Source organism: Devosia sp. Root413D1 (assembly GCF_001425235.1).
Taxonomy (GTDB): Bacteria; Pseudomonadota; Alphaproteobacteria; order Rhizobiales; family Devosiaceae; genus Devosia_A.
Genome location: NZ_LMEA01000008.1, coordinates 341,444 through 357,498, shown reverse-complemented (window position 1 = coordinate 357,498; position 16,055 = coordinate 341,444). Strand labels below are relative to the sequence as shown.

The window sequence follows — 16,055 nt, the reverse complement described above, 5'->3', positions numbered from 1 at the left end:
TCAGTCTCTCCGGTTGGTGATGCCGAAGAGCTAGTTGCCGCACCAACGAAAGGCGAATGGTGATTTCGCCATCAGCATTTGCATGATTGCAAACGCTGGAAGTGCTATGTCTACGGCATGGAAAACTGGAACGACCTGAAGCTGGTGCTCGCCATCGCGCGGGCCGGCACCCTCGGCGGCGGCGCCACGGCGCTCGGCGTCAACCATTCCACCGCCTTCCGGCGTCTCAATACGCTGGAGGAAAAGCTCGGGGTGCGGCTGTTCGAGCGACTGCCGGGCGGCGTCTACCAGACAACGACCGAGGGCGAGCGGGTCGCCACCACCGCCGAGCGGGTGGAGACCGAGGCGGATGCCCTGAGCCGCGAGGTCGGGGGCCGGGACCAGCGGCTGGTTGGGGCGCTGCGCGTCACCTCGTCCGAAACGCTGGCCTATAGCGTGCTGACCGAGCAGCTGGCGCGGTTCAGGGAGGCGCATCCGGGGATCGTGGTCGAACTCGTCGTCGACAACCGGGTGCTGAGCCTCAGCCGGCGCGAGGCGGACATTGCCCTCAGGGTGACGCGACCCAAGGAGCCGGACCTGTTCGGACGCAAGCTCGCCGACATTGCCTGGGCCATTTATGGCGCGCCATCGCTCGGACCGCTGGACGACATTGCCGGGCGTGACTTCATCGGCTGGGGCGCCGAGGTGACCGGAATCGCCGCCGCCGACTGGCTGGGCGAAAACATCGAGCCGCGTCATATCGTCTATCGCGCCAACAGCCTGATCAACCAGTTCACCGCCGCCAAGGCCGGAATCGGCTATGCGATGCTGCCCTGCTACCTCGGCGACATCGAGCCGGACCTCATGCGCGCCGCCGCCGGGCCGGTCATCGAGTTGACACGCGAGCTGTGGATCGTCACCCATGCTGACCTCAGGAAGACGGCGCGAGTCAGGGCCTTCTTCGATATCGTCGGCGACGGGCTGGTCGCGCAGAGTTCACTGTTCTCCGGCCGGCGCGGTGCTTGAATTGCGTCTGGGGCTCCCCATTATCGTGGAGAGCGCCGTGGCTTAGTAGTCGCGCTTTCGAGGTGGAAAAGTCTCACAACTTTTCCTGAAAGCGCTCTTGGGGATCTGCATGCTGTTCATCGGTTTCGCCCTCGTCATCGCCATCGGACTGGCCCTGCTGGTCAGCGCCGACGCCGGGTCGATGGTTGGCCTCACGCAGAACCAGCTCGGGCAGTTGCTGCCGCTGGTGGTGATCCTGATCTTTATCGCCGGCGGGCTGTTCTCGCGGCGCTACAAGTTTTCCGAGCTGTTCGGCAACCTGGTGCTGTGGGCCGGTATCTTCGGCGTGGTGCTGGTCGGCTACACCTATCGCGACGACCTGACCCTGGTGGCGTCACGCGTGTTCGGCGAGCTGATGCCGGGGATCGCGGTGGTCGACGGCGAACGTGGCAGCGCCACCTTCCGCGGCGGTCGCGACGGGCACTTCCAGATCAACGCCACCATCAACGGCTCGGACATCCGGACCATCTTCGACACCGGCGCCAGCGCCGTGGTGCTGACGCATGATGACGCGCAGAAGGCCGGCTACGCCACGGAGACACTGCGCTACGATATCTCGGTCTCCACCGCCAACGGCACAGGCAAGGCGGCGGCGGTGACGCTCGACCAGGTCGAGGTGGGTGGGATCGTGCGCAACAATGTGCGCGCCTTCATCGCCGAACAGGGAGCATTGGAGCAGAGCCTGCTCGGCATGACCTTCCTCGGCACGCTCAGCCGCTATGCGGTGAGCGGCAACGCGCTGGAACTGGTCGACTGAGCAGCGCTGGGGCATAGTCTCCCGAGATCACGGAGACCTCGATGCCACAACGTAGCTATGACGAAGCCCTGCTGCGCCAATCCTTTGCCGTCGCCAAACGCTCGCGCGATGGCGGCGACCATCCGTTCGGCTCCCTCCTGGCGGACAAAGCCGGCAAGGTGCTGCGTGAACAGGGGAACGGCTACAGTTCGGAAGGTGGCGACCGCACCGCGCATGCCGAAAAGCTGCTGGCTTCGTGGGCGGCCAAGAACCTCAGCCTCGAAGAGCTGAAGGACTGCACGCTCTACACCTCGGCCGAGCCCTGCGCCATGTGCTCGGGCGCCATCTATTGGGCCGGCATTGGCCGGGTGGTGTTCGGCCAGACCGAGCGCGACCTGAAGGCGCAGACTGGTGCGCACGAGGAAAACCCGACGCTGGATCTGCCGTGCCATATCGTGTTCGAGGCCGGGCAGCGGCCGACCGAGATCGTCGGACCGTTGCTGGCGGAGGAAGCGGCGCAGCTGCAGGCGGATTTCTGGAAGGAGAAGGGGTGAGGTTCGAGCTCCCCAGCGTCCGGCCAGCGCTCTCGGCACTGCTGGTCCCTGCCGCGATCTGTGCTGCCGTTTCGCTGATTGCAGCCGCAGCGATCACCTCGTTGCTCGTTTCCAACGAGATCGGTGACGACTACCTGAAATTCGACGTTCGAGACGGCATCGAAGTCTCGAGCCTCGATTGGTCTTCGATCGTCCTTGGCGCAATCGGCTTGGCGGTGCCTATCCTGGCCGTCCTGCTCGGCCTGGTCGCACTCGCTTACGCTTCGAGGCGAAACCGCTAGCGGCGGCGAGCTAAACCGCCAGCTGCAGTTCCGGCTCGAGCGCCTCGAACGCCCGCATGATCACTTCCGGACCAGCGCCGCGCTTCGCCGCGTCGACGCTGAGGATCTGGCGGAAGGTGCGGGCGCCGGCGCGGGCGTTGGCGAGGCCCAGCATGTGGCGGGTGATGTTGTTGAGCCGCGCGCCCTTGCCGATCTCGCGCTCGGCGTAGTCGGCCATCGCGACCATCACATCGCGCAGCTCGATCGATTTCTTGGGCGCGCCGAAGAAGCGCTCATCGACCAGGCTCAGCAGCATCGGCTCATGGTAGGCGACGCGGCCGAGCATGACGCCCGACATGTGCGCCATATGCGCTTCGGCGTCCTTGATGGTCTTGATGCCGCCATTGATCATGACCGGCAGCGGCCTGAGGCGCGCGGCGAGGCGATGAACGCGCGGGTAGTCGAGCGGCGGGATCTCGCGGTTTTCCTTGGGGCTGAGGCCCTTGAGCCAGGCCTTGCGGGCGTGCACGTAGAGCGCGTCGACCCCGGCCGCCACCATGGCGTCAGCAAAGCGATCGAGGCTTTCCTCGGTGTCCTGGTCGTCGATGCCGATACGGCATTTGACCGTTACCGGCAGGTCGGTGGCATCGCGCATGGCGCGGACGCACTCGGCGACGAGCTCCGGCTCGGCCATCAGGCAGGCGCCGAAACGGCCCGACTGCACCCGATCGGACGGGCAGCCGACATTGAGGTTGATCTCGCGATAGCCGAACTCGGTGGCGATGCGGGTGGCCTCGGCCAGCTCCTTCGGATCGGAACCGCCGAGCTGCAGCGCCACCGGCTGCTCGACCTGGTCGAAGCCCAGCAGCCGCTCGCGCGGGCCGTGCACCACCGCGGCGCTGGTCACCATCTCGGTGAACAGCAGCGCCTCGGAGGTGAGCAGCCGATGCAGGACCCGACAGTGACGGTCAGTCCAATCCATCATCGGGGCCACCGAGAAGCGGCGGGCGGTTGCGAGGTCGTGTGCCATGGCCGGGAGATAGGGCATGCGGCGCAAAAATGCCAGCCATGCAGATTTAGCTTGGTTTCTAATAGTTCCGTTCGTTGACTTCGTATGTGCGCTTATTATATGTGCGCTTATGAAATCCAACCAGACGTACAAGCACCAGGCCCCGATGGGCTACCTGATCCACGAAGTAGCCCGGCTGATGAAGCGGCGCTTCGAGGAAGAGGCGCGGGTTCACGGCATCACCCTACCGCAATGGCGGGTGCTGGCGCAGGTGGCGATCAACGAGGGCATCACCCAGGTGGCGCTCGCGGCGGCGACCGACACCGACCCGATGACGGTGTCGGGCGTGCTCGACCGGCTGGAGAAACGCGGCCTGCTCGACCGCTACCCCGACCCCACCGACAGCCGCGCCAAGCTCGCCCGGCTGACCGCCGAGGGCGAAGAGATTTTCACCACCGCCCGGAAAGTCGGGCTGGCGATGTATGAGGCCGCGCTCGAGGGGGTCAGCCCCGAGGAACGGCAGACTGTGATCACTGCGCTCTCGAAGATGCGCGAAAACCTTTCCGGCCAGACGGCCGATCTCGAGGAAGTCTGATTATGAACGCCCGTGTCACGCCCCCTGCCCCCGGCGAAGCCAAGCCCGTCGCCACGTCGGCCGTTGAAGCCAGCAAGCCCGAGGCTGCAGCTGCCGCGGCGCCTGAGGCTCCGGCCAAGAAGAAGCGCTCGGGTCGACAGCTGGCGCTGATGCTGGCCGTGCCGGTGGTGCTGGCGGTGGGTGGCGGCTATTTCTGGCTGACCGGCGGGCGATATGTCGAAACCGACAATGCCTATGTGCAGCAGCCCAAGGTGTCGATCTCGTCGGACGTGGCGGGCCGCATCGTCTCGGTGGCAGTCAAGGACAACCAGTCGGTGAAGGCCGGCGACGCGCTGTTCGCCATCGACCCCGAGCCCTATCGCATCGCGCTCAGCCAGGCCGACGCGGCGCTCGCCACGGCGCGGGTGAATGTCGAGCAGTTGCGCGTCGGCTACTCGATCGCCAGCGCCAAACTCGATGCCGCCAACGCCACGCTCGCCATCCGGCAGAAGGAGTGGGACCGCGCTTCCAACCTGCAGAAGCAAGGAATTTCGGCCGAGTCGGCGCTCGATGACTCGCGGCTGGCGCTGCAGCAGGCCCAAAGCAACGTGGCGCTCGAGCAGCAGGACGTGGCCAACGCCACGGCAGCGCTCGGCGGCGACCCCAGCATCAAGACCGACGACCACCCGGCAGTGCGTGCGGCCCTCGCGGCGCGCGACAACGCCCAGCGCAACCTCGACAAGAGCACGGTGCTCGCGCCGGCGAATGGCATCGTTAGCCAGGTCGCGAGCCTCAATGTCGGCCAGTTCATCAATACCGGCTCGACCATCGCGACGCTGGTCGAAACCGGCGACACCTGGGTCGAGGCCAACTTCAAGGAAACGCAGCTGACCACGCTGGCCGTCGGCATGCCGGCCGAGGTGAAGGTCGACGCCTATCCGGGCCTCGCGATCGAATGCCAGGTCGCCTCGATCGGCGCCGCAACCGGTGCGGAGTTCGCGCTGATCCCGGCGCAGAACGCCACCGGCAACTGGGTGAAGGTCACGCAGCGCGTGCCGGTCAACATCGCCTGCGATACGGGCACGGACCTGCTCCGGGCCGGCATGAGCGCCACCGTCAACGTCGACACCAAGCCCGCCGGGGCAGAGGCTGCCGAAAGCCAGAAGGCGCTCTAAAATGGCTGCCGCCGCTGCCTCCGTGTCGGCCCCCACAGTCGTCGTCAAGAACAAGGGCCTGCTCACCGCCGCCATCATGGTGGCGGTGATCATGCAGGTGCTCGACACCACGATCGCAAACGTCGCCCTGCCCCATATGCGCGCCAGCCTCGGCGCGTCGCAGGACGAGATCAACTGGGTACTGACCTCCTATATCGTCGCCGCGGCCATCGCGACGCCGCTGACCGGCTGGTTCTCCGACCGTTTCGGCCGGCGCAACCTGCTGCTCGCGGCCGTCGTTGGCTTCACCGCGGCGTCGCTGCTCTGCGGCATCGCCACCAACCTCGCGCAGATGGTGGCGTTCCGCGTCATCCAGGGCGTCTGCGGCGCCATGCTGGTGCCGCTGGCCCAGGCGACGATGATGGACATCAACCCGCGCGAACAGCTCGGGCAGGCGATGGCGATCTTCGGCGCCGGCATCATGTTCGGGCCGATCATCGGGCCGACGCTGGGTGGCTGGCTGACCGAGACGTTCAACTGGCGCGCCGTGTTCCTCGTCAACCTGCCGGTCGGGATCGTCGCCTTCTTCATGCTGGCGGCGCTGATGCCGAACACCGTGATCAAGATCCGCAAGTTCGATTTCTTCGGCTTCGGCATGCTGGCGCTGGCGGTGGCATCGCTGCAGATGCTGCTCGATCGCGGCCAGGGCGTCGGCTGGTTCGACTCGGCCGAGATCTGGCTCTATTTGCTGCTCGCCATTTCGGGCCTGTGGGTGTTCATCGTCCATTGCCTGACGGCCGAGAACCCGTTCATGGACATGGCCATGTTCAAGGACAGGAACCTGGTCACCGGGCTGGTGCTGATCTTCATCACCGGCATCACGCTGTTCTCGGGCCTCGCGCTGCTGCCGCCGATGCTGCAGAACCTGATGGGCTTTCCGGTGATCGAGACAGGCCTCTTAATGGGACCGCGCGGTATCGGCACGATGGTGTCGATGATCGTCGTCGGCCGGCTGGTGTCGAAGTATGACCCGCGCCTGCTGGTGGTCGGCGGTACCCTGGTGATGGGCTACTCGCTCTATATGATGACCGAGTTCGACATCGTCATGGGCTCGGGGCCGATCCTCATCTCGGGGTTCCTGCAGGGCATCGGCATGGGTTTTGTGTTCGTGCCGCTCAACTCGCTGGCCTTCGCCACCATCAATGCGAAGTACCGGGTCGATGCGACGGCGATGTTCAGCCTGATCCGTAATGTCGGCCAGGGTGTCGGCATCTCGGTGGTGACGACGATCCTCGCGCAGATGCAGGTGGTGAACTATGGCGAACTGGCGGAACGGATCACCCTCGATTCGGGCCCGCTGCGCGACTTCGCGGCGGCCTATGGCGGCTTTGCCAACGTGGTCGGGACGATCCACGGGATGATCACCCAGCAGGCAGCGATGCTCGCCTTCCTCGACGACTTCCACCTGATGATGATCCTGACCTTCGTGTCGCTGCCGATCGTCTTCCTGCTCCGCCGGCCGAAAGCGGCAAAGCCGATGACGGCGGAAGAGCGCGCCCACGCGATGGGCGAATAACGACCAAGCCCGGCCGCACGCGGCCGGGTGGACCACCACAACTACAGGGTATTACGACATGGCCAACCAGTTTGAGATTGTTCACGACCTCCTCGATCTCGCCGGCGCCCGCTGGACCGTCGACGTGCTGTCGGTGATGCGTGACGGCAAGCTGCGGTTCAACGAGATCTCGCGCGCCGTCGACGGCATCTCGCAGAAGCAGCTGACGCAGACACTGCGGAACCTGCAACGCCACGGCTTCGCGGCGCGCGCCGCCTTCGCCACCATCCCGCCGCGGGTCGAATACGAGCTGACCGAGCTCGGTCGCGACTTCGCCGCCAGCGTCCGCCCGCTCGGCTCATTCGCGGTGCGCAACCAACAGAGCATCGAGGCGGCGCGCCGCGATTTCGACGGCTCAGCCGCTTAGCTCAGTCCCCCCGCCGGTTCGTGGCGGGGCATGGCGCGAAGAGCGCCGGCCGGAGGGAGCCTTACCCCATGCATGATCGTGCAAGGCTCCCTCCGTTCTCTCTTATCCCGCTTGTGTGCCCGCAACGCATGTGAGGCCTGCGCCCGGCGCGGCCGCCGTTCATTGAGCATTACGGATCAAAGACCTACATGCAGTGCGGGCACTGCAAGTGGGGTTTGAAATGACCAACTCGGCTCAACGGCATCGGGTCGTCGTGATCGGCGGCGGGTTTGGCGGTCTGGCTGCCATCCAGAGGCTCAAGGGCGCCGATGTCGACATCACCGTCATCGACCGGCGCAACCATCACCTGTTCCAGCCGCTGCTCTACCAGGTGGCGACCACCGCCCTCAGCCCATCGGAGATCGCCTGGCCGATCCGCATGCTGGTGAAGCACCGGCCGGAGGTGACAACGCTGCTCGGCAATGTCACCGGCATCGACAAGGCGACCCAACTGGTCGAGCTTGAGGATGGCGGGCGGGTGCCATATGACAGCCTGATCATCGCCACCGGGGCGCGGCATGCCTATTTCGGCCATGACGACTGGGAGCCTTTCGCCCCTGGCCTCAAGACACTCGAAGACGCGACCGCGATGCGGCGCCGGCTGCTGCTGGCCTTCGAGGCGGCGGAGCGCGAGACCGATCCGGACAAGCGCAAGTCGCTGCTGACCTTCGCCATCATCGGCGCCGGCCCGACCGGCGTGGAACTGGCCGGAGCGGTGATCGAGCTGGCGCGCACCTCGCTGAGGCACGAGTTCCGCTCGATCAAGCCGGAGGAGGCGCGCGTCGTCCTGATCGAAGCCGGGCCGCGGGTCTTGGCCAACTTCCGCGAAAACCTCTCGGGCTATGCCAAGTCGGCGCTCGAAAAGCTCGGCGTCGAGGTGATGCTGGGCCAGCCGGTGACCGAGGTGACGACCGACACCGTGCGCTTCGACGGCCAGGAGCTCCGCGCCAACACCATCATCTGGGCGGCGGGCGTGCTGGCCTCGCCGGCGGCCAGGTGGCTGGGGGTCGAGGCGGATCGCGCCGGACGGATCAAGGTCGAACCCGACCTGACCGTTCCCGGCAGCCCGAATATCTTCGCCATCGGTGACACGGTCACGGTATTGGCGCCGAACGGCAAGCCGGTGCCGGGGATTGGCGACGCGGCCAAGCAGGGCGGCAAGTATGCGGCCTCGGTGATCCGCGCCCGGCTCGCCGGGCAGACGGTCGGTCCGTTCCGCTACAAGCACCTGGGCGACATCGCCACGGTGGGCAAGAGCGCCGCGCTGATCGACTTCGGCTGGCTCCAGCTCACCGGCTGGATCGGCTGGTGGACCTGGGGCCTTGCCCATATCTACTTCCTGATCGGGCTCAAGAACCGCATCTCGGTGGCGATCAGCTGGCTGTGGATCTACCTCACCGGCCATCGCAGCGCCCGGCTGATCACCTGGGGCGAGGCCGGCAGCGGCAAGAAGTGAGGTTTTGCCTAACGACCTGAAGAGCTAGAGTTGCCGGATGGACGAGCTGGCCGGCATCGACAGGTTCGATCACGCATCGGAACATGGCCGCTGGACGCTGTGGCGGAAGCAGGCCGCCGCGCTGTTGCAACCACACGTCATCGAACTCGAGGGCTATGTCGAGACCGGCGGCGCGCCGCTGGTGCGGCATGAGCTGCCATTCTCGGGCATCCCGCTAATCCTGGTGTTCGAGCATCACTTCAGCGTCTTCGCTGATGATGGCGCGGAAAGCGTGCGGCTGGGACAGGGGTTTATCGCCGGCCTCACCGACCAGCCGACGCTGGTCGGCTCGCCGGGCCACGCCTTCTGCATGCAGGTCAACTTCACCCCGCTCGGCGCCCGCCGCATCCTCGACCTCGACCTCCACGAGATCGCGGGATTGGTGGTGCCGGCGGATGCTGTGCTCGGCGCGGCGTTCCGTGGGCTCGAGGATCGACTGGCGCATACCATCGGCTGGTCGCAGCGCTTCGCCATCATCGAGCGCTACCTGCTCGAGCGGCTCGACCGCAACGCGTCGCCCACGCCGCTGGTCGAGGCCGGCTATGCGCAACTCGTCGCGGCCGGTGGAAACCTCGATATCAGCGCGCTGGCGGCGAGGCTCGATGTCAGCCGCAAGCACCTCGGCACGCTGTTCCAGCGAGAGATCGGTATGGCGCCGAAGACGGTGGCGCGGCTGCTCAGGTTCGAGTCCGCGCTCGCGGGCCTGCGCTCCGGCCGGGTGCAGTCGCTGGCCGATCTCGCTTATGCCTGCGGCTATGCCGACCAGTCGCACTTCAACGGCGAGTTCCGCTCGATGAGCGGCCAATCGCCAACCGCGCTGCTGCGCGCCAGCCTGCCGGATGGGAGCGTGCTGGCGCCGCCGAGGTAACAAATCTCCAAGACCGGCGCGGGCGCAGGAGCCAGACTCACCGCAGCAACGGAGATGAAAATGGCTTCCACCGTTATCCCCTGCCTCACCTATGAGGACGCACCCGCCATGATCGACTGGCTGTGCGAGAATTTCGGCTTCGTCCGGCACGAGATCAACAGCGACGGCAATGGCGGCATCTCGCATGCCGAACTGCGGCTCGGCGACGGCATGATCATGCTGGGCTCGCCGCATCCGCACACCGAGTTCGGCCGCGCCATCTCGACACCCGACAAGCTGGGCGGCACGACGCAGAGTCCCTACGTGATCGTCGACGATGTGGACGGGGTCTATGAGAAGGCCAAGGCAAACGGCGCCGAGATCGTCCGCGAGATTCGCACCGAGAGTTACGGCGGCCGGGGCTTCGCCTGCCTCGACCCCGAGGGGCACCTGTGGAGCGTCGGCAGCTACAGCCCGTGGCGGCGGCCTGAATAGAGAAAGGCCGGGCACCTTGCGGTACCCGGCCATTCAACTCAATTTCTACGCCAGATCAGGCGGCCGAAATCTCGGTGACGGCGATCTTGCCCGTGCGGCGGTCTTCGCCGGTCTCGAACGAGACCTTCTGGCCTTCGCTCAGGCCGGTCAGGCCAGCGCGCTGCAGAGCGGTGGCGTGCACGAACACGTCCTTCGCGCCGCTGTCAGGCTGAATGAAGCCGTAGCCCTTCTGATCGTTGTAGAATTTGACGGTGCCCTTTTCCATCGGGGGAGTCCCTCTTCGCAGTGATGTGGTGGACAGAACGACATGCGATCACCCTGCCCGGTCAGTCGAATTTTGGAAGTCCTATCGTGCGCCTGACCGAGAGCGGGGGCATACGGCCGGAAGTCAGCCAAATGTCGATGGCAAACGAGATAATCGGCGCGCGCAAGATTGGCAAGTGAGCGCGCACGATCACATCACGCTTTGGAAACGATACGGTTCGGCGACAGCCAGTAGGGTGGCATCGCGCCGGCGAGGTTGGAGAGCGGCAACACCTCCGGCTTCAGCCGAATGCCGAGCACGTCGCCCATGAAGGCCCGGCGCGCTTCGATGCGGCCCCAGACCTCGGGGAAATCCACCTTCAGCTCGGCCCTGCCCCGCTCGTCGAGCAGCGCGATGCCATCCTCGATGTTGGCGCCGTAATAGGGCGGACCGGCCGCCGGGATGATGTCGCACTGCACCGCCTGGCCCGACAGGAACGGTTCCTTCGAGCCGGGATAGACCTGAGTGTTCATCCACTCGTCGAGGTGAATCAGGTGGCCTGGGTTGAGCACCAGCTTGAAGAACGGCGTATCGAGGTGCCGGCGCGCCAGCGCGTCGAGCTCACCGCCGGTGACGCCGATGCCAATGGTCTCGTACCATTCCGCAGCGCAGGCGAAGTACGGGCCGGCGAGGCGATCGACATAGTCGCGAACATTGGATGGAAGCTCCGACTCATCCTCGACCAGCCAGCCCATGCGGCTCGACAGGCCACCCCAGTAGCCGACCGCCGAGGTCATCGGATCGCCCTTCTTGAGCTTCTTGCCCGACGGACTGTTGAGGCCGACCAGCTTGTCGCCCGACGAGAACATGGTGTGGCAGGAGTGCGGCAGCACGCCGAGGCGCATCTGCTGCACCGCTTCGAACTCGCTCATCCCGGGCTGCACGTTGGCGATCACCGCCTTGACCGCTTCCGAACAGGCGACGGCGCCGAACTCGAACTGGGCGAGCTGCACGATCTCGTTGACGGCGCGCAGGCCGGTCACCGAGTGCATCAGCAGGGCATTGGCATTCACCACGCGGCCGTCGGCGCCGACGATCTGGCGCAACGTGTCGACGATGTAGGATGGCGTCTCGAGCCAGGCCTCGGGCTTGGAAGCCTCATCGGGCCCAAAGTACTTCCAGCCGAGCACGCCGACACGCTGGTTCGCTGCGATGCCGGCGTTGCGCAGTACCTCGGCCAGCGCCGGGGTCTTGGTGCGGTCCTGCCCAAGCAGCCCGAAAGGGGGGTAGAGACGCGCCTCGACCTCGATCGCGGCATTGGCGGCGCGGCCGAGATTCTCGGGGCCAGCCAGCAGGGTCGGGGTGGCGTCGGGAGCGATCAGCAGCAGCGCTTCCTCGAAGCGCGGATCGAAACCGGTGATGTAGCAGAGGTTCGCCGAGTGCTCGCGGTCCGCATAGACGACCAGCGCATCGAGCCCGGCGGCACGACGGGCCCGGCCGAGGGCGGCGAAGCGGGCAAGATAGACGGAACGGTCGAGTTCCGGACGCGTTGCTGGAATGCCGAAGTCAGGCAGCTTGGCGTCGATCAGGCGGAAGGCAGGCATAGGACGGATTCCCCCAAACCCGAGGCGATTTGTTCGCGGCTCGGTGTTTTTCGCAATCGTGGAAGAAACCGCCCGCGAAAGCAACCGCGCACGGTGCTTTCCCTGCCCCACCGCCGGAATGCTGGAGAGAGTTGACAAGCGTCGAAAACTAGATGCTATTAAGAACCATTCGCAACAAGAGATTGCCCCGACCGATGATTACGCGCCGCCGCCTCACCGTCCTGGCCCTCGCATTGTTGGCCGGGATGACGGCCTTGCCTGCTCTCGCCCAGGACAAGTTCAAGGTGGTGACGACCTTCACCATCATCGCTGACATCGCGCGCAACGTTGCGGGCGACGCGGCAGTGGTCGAGTCGATCACCAAGCCGGGCGCCGAGATCCACGGCTACCAGCCGGGGCCGCGCGATATCGTCAGGGCGCAGGGCGCCAACCTGGTGCTGTGGAACGGCATGAACCTCGAGCAGTGGTTCGTGAAATTCTTCGACAACGTGAAGGACGTGCCGCAGGTGGTGGTGAGCGACGGGGTCGAGCCGATGAGCATCGGCGAAGGGCCCTATACCGGCAAGCCCAACCCGCATGCCTGGATGTCGCCGAACAATGCGCTGATCTATGTCGAGAACATCCGCAAGGCGCTGGTGCAGTACGATCCGGCGAACGCTGCAACTTACGACGCGAACGCCGCGGCCTATTCGGAGCAGATCAAGGCGCTCGACGCGCCTTTGCGGGCCCGTCTCGAGCAGATTCCCGTCGAGCAGCGCTGGCTGGTCACCAGCGAAGGCGCCTTCAGCTACCTGACCCGCGACTACGACATGAAGGAACTCTATCTCTGGCCGATCAACGCCGACCAGCAGGGGACGCCGCAGCAGGTGCGAAAGGTCATCGACGCGGTGCGCGCTAACAAGATCCCGGTGGTGTTCTCCGAGAGCACGGTGTCGGACAAGCCGGCCAAGCAAGTCGCCAAGGAAACCGGCGCCGCCTATGGTGGCATCCTCTACGTCGACTCGCTGAGCGAGGCCGACGGCCCGACGCCCACCTACCTCAAGCTGCTCGAAGTTACCGTCGACACCATCGCCAAGGGATTTGGGAAGTGAGCCTTACCGCCAGCGTGCCGCACGAGGCATGGAATCCGGCGCCGCAACCGAGCCTCGAGGTCGAGGGCGTGACGGTCGCCTACCCCAATGGCAACGTGGCGCTGCGTGATGCAACTTTCGGGCTCGGGGCTGGCACCATTGCCGGCCTCGTCGGCGTCAATGGCAGCGGCAAATCCACTTTGTTCAAGGCGATTATGGGTTTCGTGCAGCCCATCGCCGGCGAGGTTCGCATTGCCGGCCTGCCGGTGCGCGAAGCGCTGAAGCGCAACATCGTCGCCTATGTGCCGCAGGCCGAAGAGGTCGACTGGAATTTCCCCGTCCTGGTCGAGGACGTGGTGATGATGGGGCGGCAGGGCCATATGGGCTTTTTCCGCATGCCTTCGGCACGCGACCGCGAGCTGGTCGAGCAGTCGCTGGCCCGGGTCGGCATGAGCGACTATCGCAAGCGCCAGATCGGCGAGCTGTCGGGCGGGCAGAAGAAACGCGTGTTCCTCGCCCGCGCACTGGCCCAGGAAGGCCGGATTATCCTCCTCGATGAGCCGTTCACCGGCGTCGACGTGCAGACCGAAGCGGCGATCATTACGCTGATGCAGGAGTTGCGCAGCCAGGGACACCTGATGCTGGTTTCGACCCATAACCTCGGCAGTGTGCCGGATTTCTGCGACCAGGTGGTGCTGGTCAACCGCACGGTGCTGGCCTTCGGCCCCACCGCCGAAGTGTTCACCCAGACCAATCTCGAGAAAGCGTTCGGCGGCGTGCTGCGGCACTTCCATCTCGCCGGCGAAGATCTCCACGACGACAAAGATCAGCGCCGCGTCACCGTCTTGACCGACGACGAGCGCCCGGTGGTGTTCTACGGCGAGAATGGCGGCAGCAAGCCGGCATCGCCCAGCAAAGAGACGCAGCGGGACGAGAAATGATCGAGGAGCTGCTCGTCCCCTTCACCTATGACTACATGGTCAAGGCCATGTGGGTGTCGGCGCTGGTCGGCGCCGTCTGCGCCTTCCTCTCGGCCTACCTGATGCTGAAGGGCTGGTCGCTGATCGGCGACGCGCTCGGACACGCTGTCGTCCCCGGCGTTGCCACGGCGTACCTGCTCGGCCTCCCCTACTCCGCCGGCGCATTCGTTGCCGGTGGCCTCGCCGCCGCCTCGATGGTGCTGGTGCGGGCGCGCACCCGGCTGAGGGAGGACGCCGTCATCGGTATCATCTTCACCTCGTTCTTTGCGCTGGGCCTGCTCATCGTGTCGCTCAACCCCACCGCGGTAGACGTGCAGGCGATCGTCATGGGCAACATCCTCGGCATCTCAGACGGCGACGTCATCCAGGTGGTGATCATCTCGCTGGTGTCGCTGGCGATCCTCATCCTCAAGTGGAAGGACCTGATGCTGGTGTTCTTCGACGAAAACCATGCGCGGACCGTCGGGCTCAACCCGCGGGCGCTGCAGGTGCTGTTCTTCGCTTTGCTCGCCGCCTGTACCGTTGCCGCCCTACAGACGGTCGGCGCCATTCTCGTGATCGCCATGGTGGTGACGCCGGGCGCCACCGCCTATCTCCTCACCGACCGGTTCCGGAACCTCCTCATCATCGCGGTGATCCTTGGTTCGGCCACGGCGGCGGTGGGCGCCTATATCAGCTTCTTCCTCGACGGCGCCACCGGCGGCGTCATCGTCTCCTTGCAGACGGCGCTGTTCCTCCTCGCCTTCTTTCTTGCCCCCAAGCACGGGCGGCTCGCGGCGCGGCGCCGGGCGCTGCGCGAAGCGGGAGTGAACTGATGGACGCGCTCTACGCCTTCTTCGTCGAGCCGCTGACTTACGACTTCATGCAGCGCGCGCTGCTCGTCGCTATCCTCGTCGGCGCGGTCTCGGCGGTGCTGTCGTGCTTCCTGGTACTGAAGGGCTGGTCGCTGATGGGCGACGCCATCTCGCATGCCGTGCTGCCGGGCATTGTCATCGCCTATGTGATCGGCCTGCCGATAGCCATCGGGGCGTTCGTCGCCGGACTGTTCGCGGCAGTGAGCACGGGGTATCTGAAGGACAACAGCCGGATCAAGGAAGACACCGCCATGGGCATCGTCTTCACCGGCATGTTCGCGGTGGGCCTGGTGCTGTTCTCACGCATCGAGACCGACCAGCATTTGAGCCACATCCTGTTCGGCGACATGCTCGGCGTCACCTGGCAGGACCTGATCGAGACGGCGATCATCGCGCTCGGCACGCTCCTCATCGTCCTCGCCAAGCGTCGCGACTTCCTGCTCTATGCCTTTGATCCCCAACACGCCCGCGCCATCGGCCTGCCGGTGAAGCTGCTGCATTACGGCCTGTTGGCGCTGCTCTCGATCACCATCGTCGCCTCGCTCAAGGCGGTCGGCATCATCCTGGTCGTCGCCATGCTGATCGCCCCAGGCGCCATCGGGTTCCTGCTGGCCAAGCGCTTCGAGGCGATGCTCGCCATCGCCATGACCGTCGCCATCGCCTCGGGCGTACTGGGTACGCTGATCAGCTTCAGCATCAACGGCGCAACGGGCCCGTGCATCGTGCTGATCCAGGCCGGGGTGTTCCTCATGGCGCTGCTGTTCGCGCCGGGCAGCGGATTGCTGCGGCGACGGGTGGCCTGACGCAACACGCTGCCCACCCCATCATTATGCAGCTCAGGCCGGAGGCGACATAACGGCTACACGACGCTCAACGAAGGTGACCCTGGACAGCGACCTCATTGAAGAGGCGAGGTCGATGAACATCAATCTCTCCCGCGCAGCGGAGGCTGGTATCGCCCGGGCCATTGTCGCGGAGAAGACGGCGCGCCAATGGGCTGAGGAAAACGCCGATGTCATCCGGAGCAACAACGAGTACGTCGCACGCCACGGGCTGCCGCTGCGAAAGTACCGCTCGTTCTGAATGGCGCAGTTCGACGTCTACCGGTTGGCAG

At 65.6% G+C, this 16,055-nt stretch carries 19 protein-coding genes; 16 read left to right on the top strand and 3 right to left on the bottom strand.

All coding sequences use genetic code 11. The features are described from left to right. Nucleotides 1-117: 117 nt before the first annotated feature. The 4 genes from ASC89_RS10265 to ASC89_RS10250 all read left to right on the top strand — a co-directional run bounded on the left by ASC89_RS10265 (nt 118) and on the right by ASC89_RS10250 (nt 2,615). On the top strand, nt 118-1,005 hold the full coding sequence (locus tag ASC89_RS10265) for a LysR family transcriptional regulator (RefSeq protein ID WP_055997329.1): 888 nt from the start codon (nt 118-120) through the stop codon (nt 1,003-1,005). Nucleotides 1,006-1,114: 109 nt separating this feature from the next. Further along, on the top strand, nt 1,115-1,801 hold the full coding sequence (locus ASC89_RS10260; protein ID WP_055879630.1) for a TIGR02281 family clan AA aspartic protease: 687 nt from the start codon (nt 1,115-1,117) through the stop codon (nt 1,799-1,801). A 41-nt stretch (nt 1,802-1,842) separates the two neighbouring features. Further along, nucleotides 1,843-2,334: a nucleoside deaminase gene (locus tag ASC89_RS10255; protein ID WP_055997326.1), complete on the top strand. Its 492-nt coding sequence runs from the start codon at nt 1,843-1,845 to the stop codon at nt 2,332-2,334. Continuing rightward, nucleotides 2,331-2,615 (top strand): hypothetical protein, encoded by a 285-nt coding sequence (locus ASC89_RS10250; RefSeq protein WP_055997323.1) that lies wholly within the window; start codon nt 2,331-2,333, stop codon nt 2,613-2,615. The genes ASC89_RS10255 and ASC89_RS10250 overlap by 4 nt, the downstream gene beginning before the upstream one ends. A gap of 10 nt (nt 2,616-2,625) precedes the next feature. On the opposite strand, the gene dusA is transcribed toward ASC89_RS10250, so the two are convergent. Then, on the bottom strand, nt 2,626-3,642 hold the full coding sequence (dusA, locus tag ASC89_RS10245; protein WP_244488433.1) for a tRNA dihydrouridine(20/20a) synthase DusA: 1,017 nt from the start codon (nt 3,640-3,642) through the stop codon (nt 2,626-2,628). A 91-nt stretch (nt 3,643-3,733) separates the two neighbouring features. Between dusA and ASC89_RS10240 the strand changes: the two genes are divergently transcribed. From ASC89_RS10240 to ASC89_RS10210, 7 genes are all read left to right on the top strand, one after another. After that, on the top strand, nt 3,734-4,198 hold the full coding sequence (locus ASC89_RS10240; RefSeq protein WP_162247929.1) for a MarR family winged helix-turn-helix transcriptional regulator: 465 nt from the start codon (nt 3,734-3,736) through the stop codon (nt 4,196-4,198). A 2-nt stretch (nt 4,199-4,200) separates the two neighbouring features. Continuing rightward, a complete protein-coding gene (locus ASC89_RS10235; RefSeq protein ID WP_082533281.1) occupies nt 4,201-5,352 on the top strand; it encodes an HlyD family secretion protein in 1,152 nt (383 codons plus the stop codon). Between the two features lies 1 nt (nt 5,353). Then, nucleotides 5,354-6,907, top strand: coding sequence for a DHA2 family efflux MFS transporter permease subunit (locus tag ASC89_RS10230; protein ID WP_055997320.1), 1,554 nt, complete (start codon nt 5,354-5,356; stop codon nt 6,905-6,907). Between the two features lie 58 nt (nt 6,908-6,965). Further along, nucleotides 6,966-7,313, top strand: coding sequence for a helix-turn-helix domain-containing protein (locus tag ASC89_RS10225; protein ID WP_055997317.1), 348 nt, complete (start codon nt 6,966-6,968; stop codon nt 7,311-7,313). 220 nt (nt 7,314-7,533) lie between these two features. Further along, nucleotides 7,534-8,808, top strand: a complete 1,275-nt coding sequence (locus ASC89_RS10220; RefSeq protein WP_055997315.1) for an NAD(P)/FAD-dependent oxidoreductase — start codon at nt 7,534-7,536, stop codon at nt 8,806-8,808. 37 nt (nt 8,809-8,845) lie between these two features. Further along, nucleotides 8,846-9,715, top strand: coding sequence for an AraC family transcriptional regulator (locus tag ASC89_RS10215; protein ID WP_055997313.1), 870 nt, complete (start codon nt 8,846-8,848; stop codon nt 9,713-9,715). A 60-nt stretch (nt 9,716-9,775) separates the two neighbouring features. Continuing rightward, nucleotides 9,776-10,189, top strand: a complete 414-nt coding sequence (locus tag ASC89_RS10210; protein ID WP_055997310.1) for a VOC family protein — start codon at nt 9,776-9,778, stop codon at nt 10,187-10,189. Nucleotides 10,190-10,244: 55 nt separating this feature from the next. On the opposite strand, the gene ASC89_RS10205 is transcribed toward ASC89_RS10210, so the two are convergent. Together ASC89_RS10205 and ASC89_RS10200 are read right to left on the bottom strand one after the other, a co-directional pair. Next, complete coding sequence (locus ASC89_RS10205; protein ID WP_055879654.1) at nt 10,245-10,454, bottom strand: cold-shock protein; 210 nt, start codon at nt 10,452-10,454, stop codon at nt 10,245-10,247. A gap of 194 nt (nt 10,455-10,648) precedes the next feature. Beyond that, nucleotides 10,649-12,037 carry a Xaa-Pro peptidase family protein gene (locus ASC89_RS10200; protein ID WP_055997307.1) on the bottom strand — a complete coding sequence of 463 codons (1,389 nt, stop codon included), beginning with the start codon at nt 12,035-12,037 and terminating at the stop codon, nt 10,649-10,651. A gap of 194 nt (nt 12,038-12,231) precedes the next feature. Between ASC89_RS10200 and ASC89_RS10195 the strand changes: the two genes are divergently transcribed. The 5 genes from ASC89_RS10195 to ASC89_RS10175 are packed head-to-tail and all read left to right on the top strand — an operon-like array spanning nt 12,232 to nt 16,024. After that, nucleotides 12,232-13,128 (top strand): metal ABC transporter substrate-binding protein, encoded by an 897-nt coding sequence (locus tag ASC89_RS10195; protein WP_055879659.1) that lies wholly within the window; start codon nt 12,232-12,234, stop codon nt 13,126-13,128. Further along, nucleotides 13,125-14,048 carry a manganese/iron ABC transporter ATP-binding protein gene (locus tag ASC89_RS10190; protein WP_274532702.1) on the top strand — a complete coding sequence of 308 codons (924 nt, stop codon included), beginning with the start codon at nt 13,125-13,127 and terminating at the stop codon, nt 14,046-14,048. Before ASC89_RS10195 ends, ASC89_RS10190 begins: the two co-directional genes overlap by 4 nt. Then, entirely contained in the window at nt 14,045-14,902 is an 858-nt protein-coding gene (locus ASC89_RS10185) for a metal ABC transporter permease (RefSeq protein ID WP_055997304.1), read from the top strand. The genes ASC89_RS10190 and ASC89_RS10185 overlap by 4 nt, the downstream gene beginning before the upstream one ends. Next, the gene (locus ASC89_RS10180) at nt 14,902-15,744 is read left to right on the top strand and encodes a metal ABC transporter permease (RefSeq protein ID WP_055997302.1); all 843 of its coding nucleotides are present in this window, start codon (nt 14,902-14,904) and stop codon (nt 15,742-15,744) included. The genes ASC89_RS10185 and ASC89_RS10180 overlap by 1 nt, the downstream gene beginning before the upstream one ends. 49 nt (nt 15,745-15,793) lie before the next feature. Further along, nucleotides 15,794-16,024: a type II toxin-antitoxin system CcdA family antitoxin gene (locus ASC89_RS10175; RefSeq protein WP_055879669.1), complete on the top strand. Its 231-nt coding sequence runs from the start codon at nt 15,794-15,796 to the stop codon at nt 16,022-16,024. Nucleotides 16,025-16,055: the final 31 nt, after the last annotated feature.